The organism is Pseudomonas fragi, assembly GCF_025426255.1.
GTDB lineage: Bacteria > Pseudomonadota > Gammaproteobacteria > Pseudomonadales > Pseudomonadaceae > Aquipseudomonas > Aquipseudomonas kulmbachensis.
Genome location: NZ_CP104861.1, coordinates 2,602,221 through 2,617,519 on the forward strand (window position 1 = coordinate 2,602,221; position 15,299 = coordinate 2,617,519).

General features: G+C 57.8%; 15 protein-coding genes. 5 read left to right on the forward strand and 10 right to left on the reverse strand.

What is annotated here, in order from left to right; all coding sequences use genetic code 11:
- Position 1: 1 nt before the first annotated feature.
- The 5 genes from modB to N7D90_RS11820 all read right to left on the reverse strand — a co-directional run bounded on the left by modB (position 2) and on the right by N7D90_RS11820 (position 2,745).
- Positions 2–682 (reverse strand): molybdate ABC transporter permease subunit, encoded by a 681-nt coding sequence (gene modB, locus N7D90_RS11800; RefSeq protein WP_261742325.1) that lies wholly within the window; start codon positions 680–682, stop codon positions 2–4.
- Positions 683–1,450 (reverse strand): molybdate ABC transporter substrate-binding protein, encoded by a 768-nt coding sequence (gene modA / locus N7D90_RS11805; protein ID WP_261742326.1) that lies wholly within the window; start codon positions 1,448–1,450, stop codon positions 683–685. It lies immediately after the preceding gene.
- Between the two features lie 143 nt (positions 1,451–1,593).
- Positions 1,594–2,250 (reverse strand): DNA oxidative demethylase AlkB, encoded by a 657-nt coding sequence (gene alkB / locus N7D90_RS11810; RefSeq protein ID WP_261742327.1) that lies wholly within the window; start codon positions 2,248–2,250, stop codon positions 1,594–1,596.
- 5 nt (positions 2,251–2,255) lie between these two features.
- Positions 2,256–2,423: a hypothetical protein gene (locus N7D90_RS11815; RefSeq protein WP_261742328.1), complete on the reverse strand. Its 168-nt coding sequence runs from the start codon at positions 2,421–2,423 to the stop codon at positions 2,256–2,258.
- Between the two features lie 19 nt (positions 2,424–2,442).
- A complete protein-coding gene (locus tag N7D90_RS11820) occupies positions 2,443–2,745 on the reverse strand; it encodes a DUF1883 domain-containing protein (RefSeq protein ID WP_048361752.1) in 303 nt (100 codons plus the stop codon).
- A gap of 210 nt (positions 2,746–2,955) precedes the next feature.
- Here N7D90_RS11820 and N7D90_RS11825 point away from each other — a divergent pair, with 210 nt between their 5' ends.
- From N7D90_RS11825 to N7D90_RS11835, 3 genes are all read left to right on the forward strand, one after another.
- Positions 2,956–3,306, forward strand: coding sequence for a hypothetical protein (locus tag N7D90_RS11825; protein WP_261742329.1), 351 nt, complete (start codon positions 2,956–2,958; stop codon positions 3,304–3,306).
- A gap of 188 nt (positions 3,307–3,494) precedes the next feature.
- Positions 3,495–4,139 (forward strand): c-type cytochrome, encoded by a 645-nt coding sequence (locus tag N7D90_RS11830; RefSeq protein WP_261742330.1) that lies wholly within the window; start codon positions 3,495–3,497, stop codon positions 4,137–4,139.
- Positions 4,136–5,059 (forward strand): c-type cytochrome, encoded by a 924-nt coding sequence (locus N7D90_RS11835; protein ID WP_261742331.1) that lies wholly within the window; start codon positions 4,136–4,138, stop codon positions 5,057–5,059. Before N7D90_RS11830 ends, N7D90_RS11835 begins: the two co-directional genes overlap by 4 nt.
- Positions 5,060–5,109: 50 nt before the next feature.
- Here the strand turns inward: N7D90_RS11835 and N7D90_RS11840 are convergent, their stop codons facing one another.
- Together N7D90_RS11840 and N7D90_RS11845 are read right to left on the reverse strand one after the other, a co-directional pair.
- Positions 5,110–5,391: a hypothetical protein gene (locus N7D90_RS11840; protein WP_261742332.1), complete on the reverse strand. Its 282-nt coding sequence runs from the start codon at positions 5,389–5,391 to the stop codon at positions 5,110–5,112.
- A gap of 27 nt (positions 5,392–5,418) precedes the next feature.
- Complete coding sequence (locus N7D90_RS11845; protein WP_261742333.1) at positions 5,419–5,607, reverse strand: DUF2188 domain-containing protein; 189 nt, start codon at positions 5,605–5,607, stop codon at positions 5,419–5,421.
- A gap of 278 nt (positions 5,608–5,885) precedes the next feature.
- On the opposite strand from N7D90_RS11845, the gene galU reads away from it, so the two are divergent.
- Both galU and gorA read left to right on the forward strand, forming a co-directional pair.
- Positions 5,886–6,725 (forward strand): UTP--glucose-1-phosphate uridylyltransferase GalU, encoded by an 840-nt coding sequence (gene galU, locus N7D90_RS11850; protein ID WP_095036572.1) that lies wholly within the window; start codon positions 5,886–5,888, stop codon positions 6,723–6,725.
- Positions 6,726–6,859: 134 nt separating this feature from the next.
- Positions 6,860–8,218: a glutathione-disulfide reductase gene (gene gorA, locus N7D90_RS11855; RefSeq protein ID WP_261742334.1), complete on the forward strand. Its 1,359-nt coding sequence runs from the start codon at positions 6,860–6,862 to the stop codon at positions 8,216–8,218.
- 111 nt (positions 8,219–8,329) lie between these two features.
- On the opposite strand, the gene bcsC is transcribed toward gorA, so the two are convergent.
- The 3 genes from bcsC to bcsB are packed head-to-tail and all read right to left on the reverse strand — an operon-like array spanning position 8,330 to position 15,292.
- Positions 8,330–11,860: a cellulose synthase complex outer membrane protein BcsC gene (gene bcsC, locus N7D90_RS11860; protein ID WP_261742335.1), complete on the reverse strand. Its 3,531-nt coding sequence runs from the start codon at positions 11,858–11,860 to the stop codon at positions 8,330–8,332.
- Complete coding sequence (bcsZ, locus tag N7D90_RS11865) at positions 11,848–12,960, reverse strand: cellulose synthase complex periplasmic endoglucanase BcsZ (protein WP_261742336.1); 1,113 nt, start codon at positions 12,958–12,960, stop codon at positions 11,848–11,850. Before bcsZ ends, bcsC begins: the two co-directional genes overlap by 13 nt.
- A 4-nt stretch (positions 12,961–12,964) precedes the next feature.
- A complete protein-coding gene (gene bcsB / locus N7D90_RS11870; protein ID WP_261742337.1) occupies positions 12,965–15,292 on the reverse strand; it encodes a cellulose biosynthesis cyclic di-GMP-binding regulatory protein BcsB in 2,328 nt (775 codons plus the stop codon).
- Between the last annotated feature and the right edge of the window lie 7 nt (positions 15,293–15,299).

Here is a 15,299-nt window from a genome sequence, read left to right on the forward strand (position 1 = left end):
TTCAGCTCCAGCTGGTTTGAGATTTGCGGCTCGAATACAGTGCCAGCAGCACCAGAAACGAAAACACTACCATCGCCCCGGCCAGCCAGTGCGCTTGAGCATATTCCAGTGCCTCGACGTGATCGTAAATCTGCACCGAGACCACGCGGGTTTTTTCCGGGATATTGCCGCCGATCATCAGCACCACCCCAAACTCACCGACTGTGTGGGCAAAGCCCAAAATCGCGGCCGTGATAAACCCGGGCCGGGCCAGCGGCAGGATCACGCTAAAAAAGGTGTCCCACGGGTTTGCCCGCAGTGTGGCAGCAACCTCAAGCAGTCTGGGGCCAATGGCCGTGAATGCGTTCTGCAAGGGCTGCACGACAAAGGGCATGGAGTAGATCACCGAACCGATCACCAGCCCGGCAAAACTGAAGGTCAGCGTGCCAAGCCCGAGGAATTGGGTGAACTGGCCAACATAGCCATGCGGCCCCATTGTCAGCAGCAAATAGAAGCCGATAACCGTAGGTGGCAAGACCAGGGGCAGGGCCACGATTGCGCCGATGGGGCCGCGCAACCGCGACCGGGTATGCGCCAGCCACAATGCAATGGGAGTGCCGACAATCAGCAAAATGACGGTAGTCAATGACGCCAGTTGCAGGGTCAGCCAAATCGCAGAAAAGTCAGCACTCGTGAGCGGCATTTACAGGTGATAACCATAGGATTTGATGATGGCAGTGGCCTTTGGACCTTTCAGGTACTCGGCCAGGGCCTTGGCGGCAGGGTTGTTCTCGCCTTTTTTAAGGATTACCGCGTCTTGCCGGATCGGGTCATGCATCGCCTCCGGGACAATCCACGCGGAGCCGCTGCTGACTTTGCCGTCTTTGTAGATCTGTGACAAGGCTACAAAACCCAGTTCAGCGTTGCCGGTGGAAACAAATTGATAGGCTTGGGTGATGTTCTGGCCTTCAACGATCTTGTTTTTGACCTTGTCTATCAGGTCCAGCTTTGCCAGCACTTGGGTGGCCGCCAGGCCGTAGGGCGCTGCTTTGGGGTTGGCAATGGACAGGTGCTTGTATTGATTGCCGATCAGCGTCTTGTCAGTACCATCGATGTAGCCGTCTTTGGCCGACCACAGCGCCAGGGTGCCAACGGCGTAGGTGAAGCGCGAGCCCGGAACAATATCGCCTTCTTTTTCAAGCTTTTCGGGGGTGCTGTCATCCGCAGCCAAAAAAACCTCAAACGGCGCGCCGTTCTTGATCTGGGTATAGAACTGGCCTGTGGCGCCATACGCCGCAATCAGCTTGTGCCCGGTGTCTTTTTCAAAATCGCTGGCGATGGCCTGAATCGGCGCCGTGAAGTTGGCAGCTACTGCGACCTGCACCTCATCTGCCTGGGCCGAAGTGAAAGCACTGCACCCGATAAATATGGCGAGCACGGATGGGACAAAGGGGCGAGCACGAGCGGTCATGACAAAACTCCATTTAGAGGCGAGGGCGGCCCATCTGTATTTAGTTGTGTTGGGCGCTGGGAAGATAGTCGCTATATATAAATATTTATAGCGCTTTGTAAACCCGCAAAGGCTCGGGGAGGGGGTAAAGGGTTAAATCCGGTTCACCCTGCCTGGCGCAGGGTGATATTGATTCGCTGCTCGCCCAGCAACGAATGGTGCCCTGGCTTGATCGGCAGCACGCCGTGATAGCGCAAGCGGTCAACGCCACCCCAGACCACAATGTCACCGTGGAACAGCGAAATACGCTGTGTCGTTGCGCTTCGTTGGAACCCGCCAAACTGAAAGGTCGCGGGCAGGCCCAGAGAAATTGACACGATGGGCGCCGTAAAGGAGCGCTCATTCTTGTCTTGGTGCAACGACATTTTGGCGCCTGGAGCGTAGGAATTGATCAGGCAAGCATCAGGTACAAAACCATTGAACCCTGCCGCTTCGGCTGCCGTTCGCGCCAGTGTGAGAAAGGCTGCAGGCAGGGCTGGCCAGGGCTGGGCGCTTAACGGATCGACAGGGCTGTAACGATAACCGTCGCGGTCGCTAGCCCAGCCCAGATCGCCGCAACTGCTCAAGCGGGCGGACATGGTAAAGCCGCCAGGCGTCTGCATCTGCCGCAAGGGCGATTGGCGCAACACGCCATCAAGGGCCGCCAGCAGTTGGGTGAGTGCGGGCAAGGCGAAGCCGCGAAGCACATACGCCTGATCGCCGATGCGCTCGACCCGGGCGGGCTGCTGCAAATCCTGCTCGGCAAACAGATCCAGAGACATGGGGCTTAGAGCGCCTTGCTCGCCTTGATGTCGGTGATTACATCGTCTGCATCGTTGTGGAGCTTCTCAAGTGCTGCGCGAGCTTCTTCTTCCGAGCCTGACTGAAGCTGAGCAAACTCAAAACGGCGTTCGTCATTGAGCTTGTACTTGATCACGTACTTGGTAGTTTGCACTGTAATTCCTGCCTTGGGCTTAGCGGAGTTTGGAGCTGGAGCGACGTACGATTTTAATGGTCGGCTGGAAGCTCGGCTTGCGGGTTACGCTGATGGCGCGGGTGGTGACGGTATCAATGGTGATATTCCAGAAACCGGTGCTCGGCGCAGTGATGCGAGCCGGGAAATCCTTGAAAGCACCGCCATGGTAGGAGTGACGGCCACCATTTTTGAAGCTGCGAAAGTGTGCATCGCTCATCAGGCGAATATTGCAGGGTTGGGAGCACTCGATGACGACAATATCGTCTTCGTTAAGGTGCTCGCGCTGGTGAATAAATTTCATGGGTGCTCCAAAAAGGTGGAATCTGCTGAAAAATCAGCACGATAGCATGTGCTCGAGCCCCGTCAGGGGGCTAAAGCCGAGTATTATGCCGTGATGCGGGTGAGTTTGACGTAAAACGTGGATAATCCGCCACTATTGAGTATTTATTCACTATGACCCGGGAGAAATTCTGAGTTTCTGCGGTCGTAGGGTCTTTAACGGAGAATGTATATGAAGTGGGGCGTATTAGCGGCGATGCTGGTTTTGGGTGGCTGTGCATCTGTCACAGACATAGAACAGACGCTGCCCACGCTGAATGTGATTTCGGGCAAGAAGCCGGACGCCTACGCACAATGCCTGGTGCAGCAGCTGTCCATCACGCGCAAGGCACCCCAGATCGAACCGCATAAAGAAGGGTTCCGGATCATTGTTCCGCAAAAGCTGACTTCCAATCCAACGGCAGTCATCGATATTGAAGAGCGCTCCGGCGGCAGCAGTATCAAGGTCTACGAAAGCATGTCCAATGTGCCGGTGCGTCCGGGAGACATTCGCAAAGCGGCAACACACTGCATTTCCGGTTGATTGAAGCGCCGCTTCAGCTCATCCGTAACTGCCCCGAACCTGACGACTGCCTTGCGCCGCGTCAGGTTTTTTTTCGCGACTTCATTGTAAACAGGCTAAAAGCAGTGTTGTGACCTTGTAGGAATTCTCCTACGCTCCATATGCTTATATTTTATAGGCCTAAGCATATAACAATAATGGAGCTGGTCATGATTCCACTTAACCGAACGCTATTGAGCAGCGTAATGTTGCTTGTTTTCAGCAACGTTCAGGCGCAACCCAACATCTACTTGCAGGGCGGAGCCCAGCCGGGCGCAACCGCCTGCGTGGCTTGCCACGGTGCAGATGGCATGGGACTGGCGCCAGCCGGTTTTCCGCGATTAGCCGGTATTTCTGCCGATTACCTGAGCAAGCAGCTACATGATTTTCAAAGTGGCAAGCGGGTCAGCCCCGTGATGCAACCCTTGGCCAAGGCATTGACGGACCAGGAAATCACTTCCGTGACAGGCACTATCGCCGCTATGCCGGCTCCTGCAGTACCCGCCATCAACCGCAGTCGCATGCCCGCCAGCCTGGGTGAGACACTGGCCTTGCGTGGCGCCTGGGATCGCCAGATCCCCGAGTGCGTCAGCTGTCATGGGCCTGGCGGGGTTGGCGTGGGGAGCGCTTTCCCGCCACTGGCCAATCAGCCTGCGTTGTACCTGACTGCGCAGTTGAATGCCTGGCGCGATGGCACGCGTAAAAACGATCCAAATGACCTGATGGGCCATATCGCCAAGGCCATGACCGAGGATGAAATCAAGGCGGTTGCCGACTATTTCGCCACTGTGGGTCACAAGGAGGTCACGCCATGAAAATCCTGATGCCCGTCTGCGCATTTTCGATTCTCCTGAGCCCGGGAGTGGGGGCGGCGACCATTGCGATGGAGGATCAGTCGCAGATCAAAGTTCCTGTGCCTGCCGAACACATCACCTACTTTCAGCCGCCGCAACAGAGCGAACTGCCGGACAACGCCTACGGCAAAATGGTCATGGACGGTTATGCCCTGTTTGTCGATACCAAGCGTCAGGCGCCACAGTTCGTTGGCAACGGGCTTAACTGCACCAACTGCCATCTGGATCAGGGCCGGCTGGCCAACTCGGCGCCGCTCTGGGGCGCTTACCCCATGTACCCGGCGTATCGAAAGAAGAACGACAAGGTCAATACTTTTGCCGAACGCCTGCAAGGCTGCTTTCAATTCAGCATGAACGGTGGCAAGCCTCCGGCGGCCGATAGCAGGGAAATTACAGCTCTCTCGACATATGCCTACTGGCTGTCGACCAAGGCTCCTGTAGGTGTTGAGCTGCCTGGTCGCGGCTACCCCGATGTGTCAGAGCCTAAAGGTGGCTACAACCTGGTGCGTGGTGCGGCTGTGTACAAGGATCAGTGCGCGATTTGTCATGGCGACAACGGACAAGGGCAAAAGGCTGGCGATGATTACGTAATGCCGCCGCTATGGGGCAAAGAGTCCTACAACTGGGGAGCTGGCATGCACAGGATCAATACGGCGGCCTCGTTTATCAAACACAACATGCCGCTGGGCAAGCCCAACAGTTTGAGTGACGAGCAGGCGTGGGATGTAGCGGCGTATGTAAACACCCATGAACGGCCACAGGACCCACGCTTGGTCGAGGGATCAGTGGAAAAAACCCGGCTCAAGTACCATGCCAATGACGGGGTAAACGTCTACGGCCAGACCGTGAATGGCGTGCTGATCGGACAAGGCGTCCAATAACCGCTAATGCCGCTGAAGCCTTGCGCTTTAGCGGCATCCGTCAACAAACCCTATTTGCACGTAACCACAATATTTCGGCTGTTGAAATTACCCACATCGACGCCCAAGGTCTTGTCGTCTTCCCTGATCGCAGGCGAACCATTTCTGCCGACGATGTTGTATCCCGTACCGGCGCAAGAGGCGTCCGCCTTTTCGTAGCACTTGGCCCACGACATGGCCTCGCCCGAGCAGTCTATGCTCAGTCCTTGTTTGCCGTCGGCAAGGTAGGTATTGGACGCTGTTGCACAACCGCCTAGTGAAACCAGAGCGAGCAAGGTCAGAATTTTTTTCATCGAAGTGTTGTCATCACGAAAGTAGGGTTAGTTTTTCTTGTTGCGCCGACGGGCTGGTGGCGCAGGCTGGTCCTGAAGCACCGAAGCCACCTCAATGGCCGCTTCCTGCGTGTTGAATGGACCTGCAATGTTTTCGCCGGATGCGTCAAACACGCACCATTCGCCCGTTTCGTTGGGTTTGATTTCGTAACCGTTGACGCTGATGGGTGCGGACATCTAAGAACTGCCTTGTTAGCTGCATGAATTGCGTGATGATAGCGCAAGGGCATTACGGGTGTTGCCAGTATGTGAGCAGGTATTTACAAGCGGGCAGGCGTGCGGTTTTATTGGTTGGAACACCCGCTGGGGAACAACCCGCAACAATAGCAATGGAACTAATGCCCTAAATATTTATCTACGTTGGCATCAGTTTGCTATCGAGAGGCATTGTAACGTCGATGCCGCCTGATTAGACTGCGCCAAATTTGGAACACACAGCCCTTTTAAGGACTCATATGATCAAGAAATGCTTGTTCCCAGCAGCCGGCTACGGCACTCGCTTTTTGCCAGCGACCAAGGCCATGCCTAAAGAAATGCTGCCGGTGGTGAACAAGCCACTGATCCAGTACGGGGTTGAAGAAGCACTGGATGCTGGCTTGACTGAAATTTCCATCGTGACAGGACGTGGCAAACGCGCACTGGAAGACCACTTCGACATCAGCTACGAGCTGGAAAACCAGATCAAGGGTACTGATAAAGAAAAGTACCTGGTCGGTATCCGTCGTCTGCTGAGCGAATGTTCGTTCTCTTACACCCGTCAAACCGAAATGAAAGGTCTGGGTCACGCAATTCTGACCGGCCGCCCACTGATCGGTGACGAACCCTTTGCCGTAGTACTGGCGGACGACTTGTGCGTCAACCTGGAAGGCGACGGCGTTCTGACGCAAATGGTTAAGCTGTACAACCAGTACCGCTGCACCATCATTGCGATCCAGGAAGTTGATCCGGCAGAGACCAACAAGTACGGCGTGATCGCTGGCGAAATGATCGGCGATGATCTGTACCGCGTGCGCAACATGGTTGAAAAACCGGCACCGGAAGACGCACCGTCGAACCTGGCCATCATTGGCCGTTACATTCTGACCCCGGACATCTTCGACCTGATCAAACAGACCGAACCGGGCAAAGGCGGCGAAATCCAGATTACCGACGCCCTGATGAAACAGGCACAGAACGGTTGCGTGATCGCGTACAAATTCAAAGGCCAACGTTTTGACTGCGGTGGCGCTGAAGGCTACATCGAAGCAACCAACTTCTGCTTCGAAAACTTCTACAAAACCGGCAAGGCTTACTAAAAGCGCGGTGTTGTAGAGAGCTTCAAGACAAAGCCACCCTCGGGTGGCTTTTTCGTTTTTTTGCCTTCGGCAACCTCCCGCGCTGGTCAATCGCGCTGGAGTGATTATGCTGATGGCCTGCCTAGGAGAGAGAAATGGCCTACGAATTTGATTTGTTTGTAATTGGTGCGGGTTCTGGTGGCGTGCGTGCTGCGCGTTTTGCTGCAGGTTTCGGTGCAAAAGTTGCTGTGGCCGAAAGCCGCTACTTGGGCGGGACGTGCGTCAACGTTGGCTGCGTCCCCAAGAAACTGCTGGTCTACGGTGCGCATTTTGCGGATGACTTCGAGCAGGCCTCAGGCTTTGGCTGGACGCTTGGCGAAGCCAACTTTGACTGGGCAACCCTGATCGCCAACAAGGATCGCGAGATCAATCGCCTGAACGGCATTTACCGCAACCTGCTGGTCAACAGTGGCGTGACCTTGATCGAAGGCCACGCGAAACTGACCGGGCCTAATGAGGTGGAAATCAACGGTCAGCGCCACACTGCCAAACATATCCTGATCGCAACCGGTGGCTGGCCGCAAATCCCTGAAATCCCGGGCCATGAGCACGCAATCAGTTCCAACGAGGCGTTTTTCCTCAAGGAGCTGCCCAAGCGTGTGCTGGTGGTGGGCGGTGGCTATATCGCGGTTGAGTTTGCCGGGATTTTCCACGGCTTGGGGGCCGAAACCTCCTTGCTGTATCGCGGCGACATGTTCCTGCGCGGTTTTGATGGAGCAGTGCGCAAGCATTTGCATGAAGAACTGACCCGTCGCGGTATGGACGTGCAGTTCAATGCCGATATTGAGCGTATCGACAAGCAGGCCGATGGCAGCCTCAAGGCCACGCTTAAAGACGGGCGCGAGCTGATTGCCGATTGCGTGTTTTACGCCACTGGCCGTCGCCCGATGCTCGACAACCTGGGCCTGGAGAACACCGAGGTCAAACTCGACAAGCGCGGTTTTGTCGAAGTGGACGATCTGTACCAGAGTGCCGAACCGTCGATTCTGGCCATTGGTGATGTTATCGGCCGCGTACAATTGACACCGGTGGCGCTGGCAGAAGGCATGGCGGTTGCACGTCGACTGTTCAAGCCTGAGCAATACCGTGCGGTGGATTACCGGATGATCCCGACAGCGGTGTTCAGCCTGCCCAACATCGGCACCGTGGGCCTGAGCGAAGAACAGGCAATTGAAGCGGGGCACAAGGTGCAGATTTTCGAGAGCAGCTTTCGGCCGATGAAACTGACGCTCACTGAGTGCCAGGAGCGTACGCTGATGAAGCTGGTGGTCGATGCGCAAACCGATAAGGTGCTGGGTTGCCACATGGTTGGCCCGCAAGCCGGTGAGATCGTGCAGGGGTTGGCGATTGCCCTGAAAGCAGGCGCGACCAAGCAGCATTTCGACGAAACCATCGGTGTTCACCCGACGGCTGCCGAAGAGTTCGTGACCATGCGTACGCCGGTCAAGCGCTAACCGCCAATGTAGCCGCTGCCGAGGAACAAAGGCTGCGATGGGCCGGGAAGGGTGGGTCTTCGCCCCTTATCGCAGCCTTCGTTCTTCGGCAGCGGCTACAATCAGGCGCCGTTATCTGAAGTCGGCATAAGGTATCAACGGTTGCACCGGCATCGGCAAGTTGCCTTGCCAAGTATCGAAGGTATAGCGCAGATAAAGCATCGCCCGGCTTGGGGCGTAGCTTTCACTGTGCTGATAGAGCAAGCCGCCTCCCAGCACCAGGTTGTCCGTCAGCCTGCGCTCCACCAGCCCTTGTAAACGATAGCCAATGCCTGTGCTGCTGCCGCCCGAAGTTTGTCCCAGGGGGTCGGCCAGCTTGTAGCCTTCCTGATCCACCACCTGCAGGATCTTGTCATTCAGCCCGCTGAGCGGGTACAGGTCGTTGGCATCGCTTTTGGAATACGACCAACTCACCGAGCTTTCCAGTGACACCGACCAGTTCGGGGTGCGGAATGCGTAGTTCAGCGGTACGCCAATCGAGTAGTACTTCTGCGGGCTGTAATAACCGCCCTGGCCCAGGGTGTACTCGCTCAAGTCCTTGTCATAACCCCAGTACATCAGCGTCAGGCCGGTGCGCATACGCTCGTCGGCGCGTTCGACCAAGCGATAGTAATAACCCGCCATGGCTGTGCTCTTGTGGTTGTCTTCGACATTCTTGCCGCGTAACCAGTGCTGCCCCAGGCTGGCCCAGACACCGTCCACGCCACCTTCGTCGTGGCTCAGGCTCAGGGTCAGACCGTTCGAGGTCACGCCGCCCCAGGTGACGCCGGTATTGGGATCGGTTGCACCGGCATAAGACAGGATTGAGTTGCTCAATGGGCGACGCGAACCGGTCAGAGTCCAGCCCACTGAAGCAATCTTGCTGCTGTAGGCTACGCCTCCCAGCCAATTGGGTACTTTGAAGGTATCCGGAGTGCGGCCGATATCGACGTTCCAGACCTCGTTTTTCCAACCGGCCGCCATCATGGTGCCGTTAGCCGATTGAGTACGGTCATCGCAACCCGAGAAGTTCGGGCCACTGGTGCCCTTGCGATTGACCGCCACCGCACAGGTGCCGTAATTCTCACGAACGAGGCCGTCCGGATCGGCCTTGAATTGACCCGCGTCCATACTCAGCTGTTCGGCCCGGACAAACCCGGTGCCATCGGCAATCGGCAGGTCCAGCTGCAGGATGGTGGTGCGCGTGTCGGTATCGGAAGTACCGGCAGAGGCTTTGTCCGAACGCCAGCCGTAATCGGTGTACAGGTGAACCGTAGGGTTTTGCCGCTGGTACAGTTCATCCACATCACTGCGCAGGCTACTGGCCAGCCATTGGTCATCGTCCTTTTCGCGACTGGCCATGGTCATGGCGCGATTGTCACGTGGGTTAGCCTGCTCAGGTGCAAGCAAGCCCGCTGCGGCCATGCTTTTGGCGTAGTAGTCCAGCGCCTGTTGCGGTTGCTTGACCGCTATCAGCCGTGCCGCATCGCGGTACATCAGAGGGTCGGCCTGGGGTGACTTGAGTAACTGGGCATAAATGGCCTGGGCCTTGTCGGGCTCGCCCACGGCGACCCAGGCATTGGCCACACGACGTTGTTGCGAAGGAGTCAGCACAGTCCCTGGTGCGGGCTGGAACTGTGCCAGCTGCTGGCGGGCAGGGGGCAGTTGCTGACTGGCAATCAGGGTTTCGATTTGCCCCAGTCGTGCATCAGTATTGCCAGGTTGCTTTCTCAACACCTGGGCATAGAGATTTTGCGCCTGGGTAAAATCTCCACGCTCCTGGGCCCAACCGGCGACCGTCATCAGGTCGTCGTTATCCGGGTTCTTCATCAGCAGGGCAATGGCCTGCGGCTCTTGTCCGGCAGCCCGCAGGCTATCGGCGCGGGCCACCAGTACGTTGCGTTGCAAGCGGGTGTCCAGTTCACGCATGGAGTCGGTCCACTGCGTCTTGGGCAGTTGCTCCAGCACGCTCAAGGCACTGGCATCACGATCGGTACCCGACAGGTAAAGCGCATAGGCATACAGTGCTTCGGGGTTTTGCCCCTGACGGCGAATCAGTTGCTTGAAGCTGTCATCTGCCGCACCCGGTTGGTTGATTTCACGCTGGGCGTTTGCCAGGCGGTAAGTCAGCCAAGGTTCATCGGGGGTCAGCTCACGAATCTTGCTGAGCAACGCCACGACTTGCGGCCAGTCCTTGCGTGCCGCCGCCGCGTCGGCTTGCTGGTTCAGTTCGTCCAGCGCCATGCTCTGGCGCAGCCCGGCGAAGTCCTTTTGACTGGAAGGTGGCAGGCTATTGAGAAAATCCTTGGCTTTTTGTGGTGACTGCGCGCTGTACAAGCGCACCAGAGCACGGACGGCACCGCCATTGCCGGGCTCCAGGCGTCGGGCCTGCAACAGCAAGGCTTCGGCCTGGATGTCGTTGTGTTCGGCGAGGGCAATGTTTGCCAGCCCGATCACCGGGTCGGCATCGCTGGCCTTGGCCTTGCGCGCCTGGGTATAGGCTTTGCGCGCCACTGCAAGGTTATTCTGCTCCAGGGCCTTGTCGCCCTGGCTGAGCAGCATGCGGTAGCGGCTGGCATCCATCAGGTCCTGCCACTTGCTGATATTGGAGGTGTCCTGATCCTTGGTCCGCGCCGTGGCGAAGTTGGCACTCGACTCTGCATAGCGGCCCTGGCGAAACAGGGCCATGCCCAGCGCGCCATAAAGGGTCGGATCTTCGGGGTATTGCTTGAGGGCACGGCGCAACAGGCCTTCAGCTGCAACCGGGTTGCGCGACTGATCGATCATCTGCTTGCCTTGTGCCCCGGCAATCCAGGCCGGGTCGCCGAGCAAATGCTGCTGCTGTTGCAGGTTTTTACTGGCTTCGCCGATCAGTGGCGAGGACGGGTAACGGCCGACAAACGATTGCCAGGCCCGGGCCGTAGAGCCATTGACGGGCAATGTATTGAGGTAGATGTATTCGCGCTCGGCCGCCGCGTTACTGGCCAGCGGATCGGTGGACAGTTGTTGCAATACGGCCAGGGCTTCGGGGGCGCGGTTTTCCCGAAACAGCAGGTCGGCCAGGGTTTGGCGCAGACCGACGTTGCCGGGGTACTGTTTGTCCAGGACCTGCAACTGCTCGATGACCTTGGGGTGCTGGCCCGGGATGTTGCTGCGGATGCGCAGGTATTCCAGGGCCGTGGCGAAATCCGGCGGGTCATTGCCGAACAGCTTTTCGAAAATCGCCGCCGCTTCATCCGGTCGGCCGGCAGCGGCGTACAGCCGTGCCTGTTGCAAGTCCTTCTGGCTTTGCGGGTCTTGCAGCTTCATCAGGCTCTGCGCTTGACGTAGCGCCGCAGAGTTTGGGGCAATGCTTTGCAACTTGGCCAGACGCTGGTTGGCCAGTTCAGGATTCTTGTCCAGCAAGGCCTGGCGAATCGAAGCCATCAGCGCTTGCGGGTTGTTCGGTGCGATCAGTTGCAACCGCGCCAGTGAGTCACGCACCAGGTCTTCGCGGTACATCGCTTCGCCGATCCGCACCTGCTCCAGTAGCCACTGCTGCTGTTCCTGCACGGTGTTCGGTTGGGCAATGGCGGCAGAGGACAACCCGCTGAACAGAAGCGCCCATGTTGTTATTTTTGGCATGTGTTGGCCCACGCTGGTAAAAGCTGTCCATCCTTGTCAAAGCGATAGCGTTGTTCATCCCAGCCTTGGCCAAACATCAGCAGTGACTGGTTGTAATAAGCATCGGCCGCAGGCGGTTGCTGTTGTACATGTGCCTGTTGTACTGCCAGCGCAGGGGAATCGAGACTGGCCAGCAGTGGCAGCATTGCAGCAGAAAACCCCACTGGGGCCTTGCCGGTGTACTTGCCAGTCAGGGCATTAACGCTTTCTGGCACATAACCCAGGGTCTGGGTGAGGCTGGCCATGGGCGCAAAGTGCTGTTGCAGGGTTTGGCGGTTGGCCGCGTCCTGAGCCAGCATGCCGACCCACAAATAGACCCGAATTGCATCGTAGTCCCCGAGCGAGCCGTCCTTGGGGTCGGGAGCCCAGCCGCCACCGGCCTTCCACAACAGCCAGTCAGGCGCAAAACCCTTGGGTGAGCCTTCGATCAGCATGCGCTGTTGATTACGCGCCAATTCCGCCCAGACCGGAGAGATGCGGGCAAACCGTGCCAGCAGTTGTGGCGGCAAATAGCTGGGGTTCAGGCGCCAGCCTTGGGGGCTGTCAAAACCGACATCCCCCGGCAACAGCATCAGGCCCAGGCCGGGCATCTTGCGCAGACTTTGCGCGGCAGTGCGCCAGAGCATGTTTTGCCCCAGCGCCACGTACTGCGGCCACTGCCACAGGCGTCCTGCTTCAAGCAAGCTATAGGCGATCCACAGATCGGCATCACTGGCATTGTTAGTGTCCAGGATTTGCCACTTGCCGTTTTTGGCACGCCCCCATTGCCACGCCGGCAAATGGTCCTCAAGGCTGCCGCTGGCCAGATTATTACGGCTCCAGTTGAGAATGCTGGCGAAGCTTTTCCTGTCGTTGCCGAGCAGGGCGAAAAACAGCCCGTAACTTTGGCCCTCGGAGGTGGTGATCATCTGCTCCGAGGAGCCATCAATGATGCGTCCATCGTTGCTCATCATGGCTTTTTTGTAACTGTCCCAGGCGGGCCAGTTACAGGATGCTGCACTCGCCACCAGAGGAGCGCAGCCTAGGGTCAGAGTCAGGGCGAGTGCCGCCAATCGTTGCATGGCTTCAGTCATCCTTGTGCAGGCGGCGGTTGGCCGCCCAGCTGAGGGCACGCCACAACAGGAATGCACTGAGCACCACGCTGATCACCGCCAGTACTGCCAGCAACACCGGGTGTTCAGACAGCTGATACCACAGCAGCAGATACCACGGCAGGTTGCCGACGAAGTACTGGTCACCGACCAGTTGGCTGTAAACCCCACTGCTGCGGATCAAGGCCACCGAGCCCGCAACGGCGTCCATCTTGCCGCTGTCGCCCAAGGCCTCGCGCAGCAGGCTGTAGTCGGCATCGTCATTGCCCAGCAGTGCCACGATACTGCGCTGGTTGTGAGACGGCGACTGCATGCCCAGAATTGCCGCAATCGGTGCTTGTGCTGTCACTTCGACCCGGTTGGCCGGCATGTTGCGACCGTCAGTTGAGGGGCCGCGGCGATTACTGGCATCGATGCCGGAAGTGCCGTAAGGCTGTACCAACATGTCGCGCTGGCGCTGCAACAACAGGGTCAAGTCCGGGTTGTCGCGCATATCGGGGGCCATTTCGCCCAACAACAGCAGGTCGGCATCTTCCTTGGATGCGGCTTGCCAGTCATTGCTCAAGCGCACGCCAAAGGCCGGGTAGCCGGAGCGGGCGGAGATGCTGGCCACGGCTTCCAGCAGGGTGCTGATTTGGGTCGGCGTGGTTTTGCTCGGCACCACCACGATGGATTCCGACATATCGGCCATGCGGCTGAACGGGAAGCCGCTACGTGCGAATGCCTTGAGGTCCGGCATGCTGATGTAGTGGTGATAGCCGGACATGTCGATCGTCGAGTCTTCGTCGATGATCGCCTGGGTGTTGGCCGGGAGGATGGTCTGGCAGCGATCACGCTGGGCGCTGCCCATGGTGCTGGCGAAGTTGAAGTCGAAACGCAGGCGGTTGCGGTCGCCAATTTTCAGCGAAGGTACGATCAACTTGTCGTTGACGTTGGCCGTGTCATTGGACAGCACTGCCAGGCGCAGCTCTTCAAGGTTGCTGGTGTCTTTGCGCAGCAACGGCAGGCTGGTGATGAACTGGTCGTTGAGGCTGATGTTAAGGCGCGAATCATCATTGGCCGATGGCGCGGTGTAGCGGTATTGCGTGCGCAGCGGAATACCCTGGTTGCGCCACACAAAAAGGTCGGGCGGCAGGTTCACATCCAGGGTGATAGGCCGTGGTTGCAGCCCGCTGACTTGCAGCTGCTGCGGATAGGAGATCAGCTCGGCAAAGCGCACGGGCCGGTCGGTACGCATCCAGGCCGGGGCGTCATAAGGTTTACGCGGTTGCAGCTCCTGGACCTTATCGATGGTCACGCGTGAGCCACGCAGCAGGTTACCACCCAGCGCGAGCGCCTTGGCGGCTGTTGCCAGGTCTTCCTCGTTGCGGCCCATGACCAGCAAAATCTTGCTGTAAGGCGCATCCGGGTGGTCAATCATCTCGACCACAGGTGCCGTAACGGCCGGGAATTTTTCCAGATCACTCATGAATGCAGGTCGGTGATCGTTGGTGGCGAACACGACTGTTGGCTGGATTGCATCCTTGTTAGGCACCTTGGGCAGGGTGTCGAACAACACAGGGAAATTTGCTCCGCGCCAGTTGGACTGGCTACCGAAGTATGACGCCAGGATGGTTGCCGCTTTTTGCTCGCCAAGCGTTGGGTTGGCGGCGAACACAAACGGCAGCTCCAGCGGGCCGTTGTTGCGTGGATCGAAGAACGGCAGCGGGAAGAACGCCAGGTCATTTTGCAGGCTCAAGGCCTGTTCTTGCAGAACGATGCCGCTGCCACGGCTGATATTGACCCACAAGGTGTTGTTGGCCGGATCTTCGCAGATATCGGTGTAGTGACCGATAAACTCCAGGCGTACCCGGTTAAAGTCCGAAATCAGTCGTGGATCAAGAGCCATTTTCTGCGAGGTTTTGCGCCCCAGCTGGTCTTTCTCGATCGGCAGCACGCCCATCAGCACGTCGTTGAGGTAAACCCGGATATGCGACAGCGTCGGGATCAGCGCAGGCGAGGGCGTGTATTCCAGTTGCAGGCTGGCATCACTGGCGATTCGGTCGCGACGCAGGCCGAACTCCACTTGCTCGGCGCTGTTGATACCCAGCAATAGGGTGTCGGAAGCGCGCCCCAGTTGCTCAAAGGTGTAGGTCACCGGCCAACTTGGCAACACCTGGTCCGTGTGCTCGGCCGGTGGTTTTGGCAGTGCAGTGGATACAGATGAATTGCCGGGTAAAGGCAAGGGGGCCGACATCAGCTGTGAGGCGAAGGTCATCAGCGCGAGGCTGGCGAAGATTACTTTTTTAGTTATGCGACTCATGATCTGC

What these genes read in the sequence shown, in the direction of transcription:
- modA (WP_261742326.1), bottom strand. Translation starts at nt 1,450, where the DNA reads ATGACCGCTCGTGCTCGCCCCTTTGTCCCATCCGTGCTCGCCATATTT.
- gorA (WP_261742334.1), top strand. Translation starts at nt 6,860, where the DNA reads ATGGCCTACGAATTTGATTTGTTTGTAATTGGTGCGGGTTCTGGTGGC.
- modB (WP_261742325.1), bottom strand. Translation starts at nt 682, where the DNA reads ATGCCGCTCACGAGTGCTGACTTTTCTGCGATTTGGCTGACCCTGCAA.
- bcsZ (WP_261742336.1), bottom strand. Translation starts at nt 12,960, where the DNA reads ATGCAACGATTGGCGGCACTCGCCCTGACTCTGACCCTAGGCTGCGCT.
- N7D90_RS11835 (WP_261742331.1), top strand. Translation starts at nt 4,136, where the DNA reads ATGAAAATCCTGATGCCCGTCTGCGCATTTTCGATTCTCCTGAGCCCG.
- N7D90_RS11845 (WP_261742333.1), bottom strand. Translation starts at nt 5,607, where the DNA reads ATGTCCGCACCCATCAGCGTCAACGGTTACGAAATCAAACCCAACGAA.
- galU (WP_095036572.1), top strand. Translation starts at nt 5,886, where the DNA reads ATGATCAAGAAATGCTTGTTCCCAGCAGCCGGCTACGGCACTCGCTTT.
- N7D90_RS11840 (WP_261742332.1), bottom strand. Translation starts at nt 5,391, where the DNA reads ATGAAAAAAATTCTGACCTTGCTCGCTCTGGTTTCACTAGGCGGTTGT.
- N7D90_RS11830 (WP_261742330.1), top strand. Translation starts at nt 3,495, where the DNA reads ATGATTCCACTTAACCGAACGCTATTGAGCAGCGTAATGTTGCTTGTT.
- alkB (WP_261742327.1), bottom strand. Translation starts at nt 2,250, where the DNA reads ATGTCTCTGGATCTGTTTGCCGAGCAGGATTTGCAGCAGCCCGCCCGG.
- bcsC (WP_261742335.1), bottom strand. Translation starts at nt 11,860, where the DNA reads ATGCCAAAAATAACAACATGGGCGCTTCTGTTCAGCGGGTTGTCCTCT.
- bcsB (WP_261742337.1), bottom strand. Translation starts at nt 15,292, where the DNA reads ATGAGTCGCATAACTAAAAAAGTAATCTTCGCCAGCCTCGCGCTGATG.
- N7D90_RS11825 (WP_261742329.1), top strand. Translation starts at nt 2,956, where the DNA reads ATGAAGTGGGGCGTATTAGCGGCGATGCTGGTTTTGGGTGGCTGTGCA.
- N7D90_RS11820 (WP_048361752.1), bottom strand. Translation starts at nt 2,745, where the DNA reads ATGAAATTTATTCACCAGCGCGAGCACCTTAACGAAGACGATATTGTC.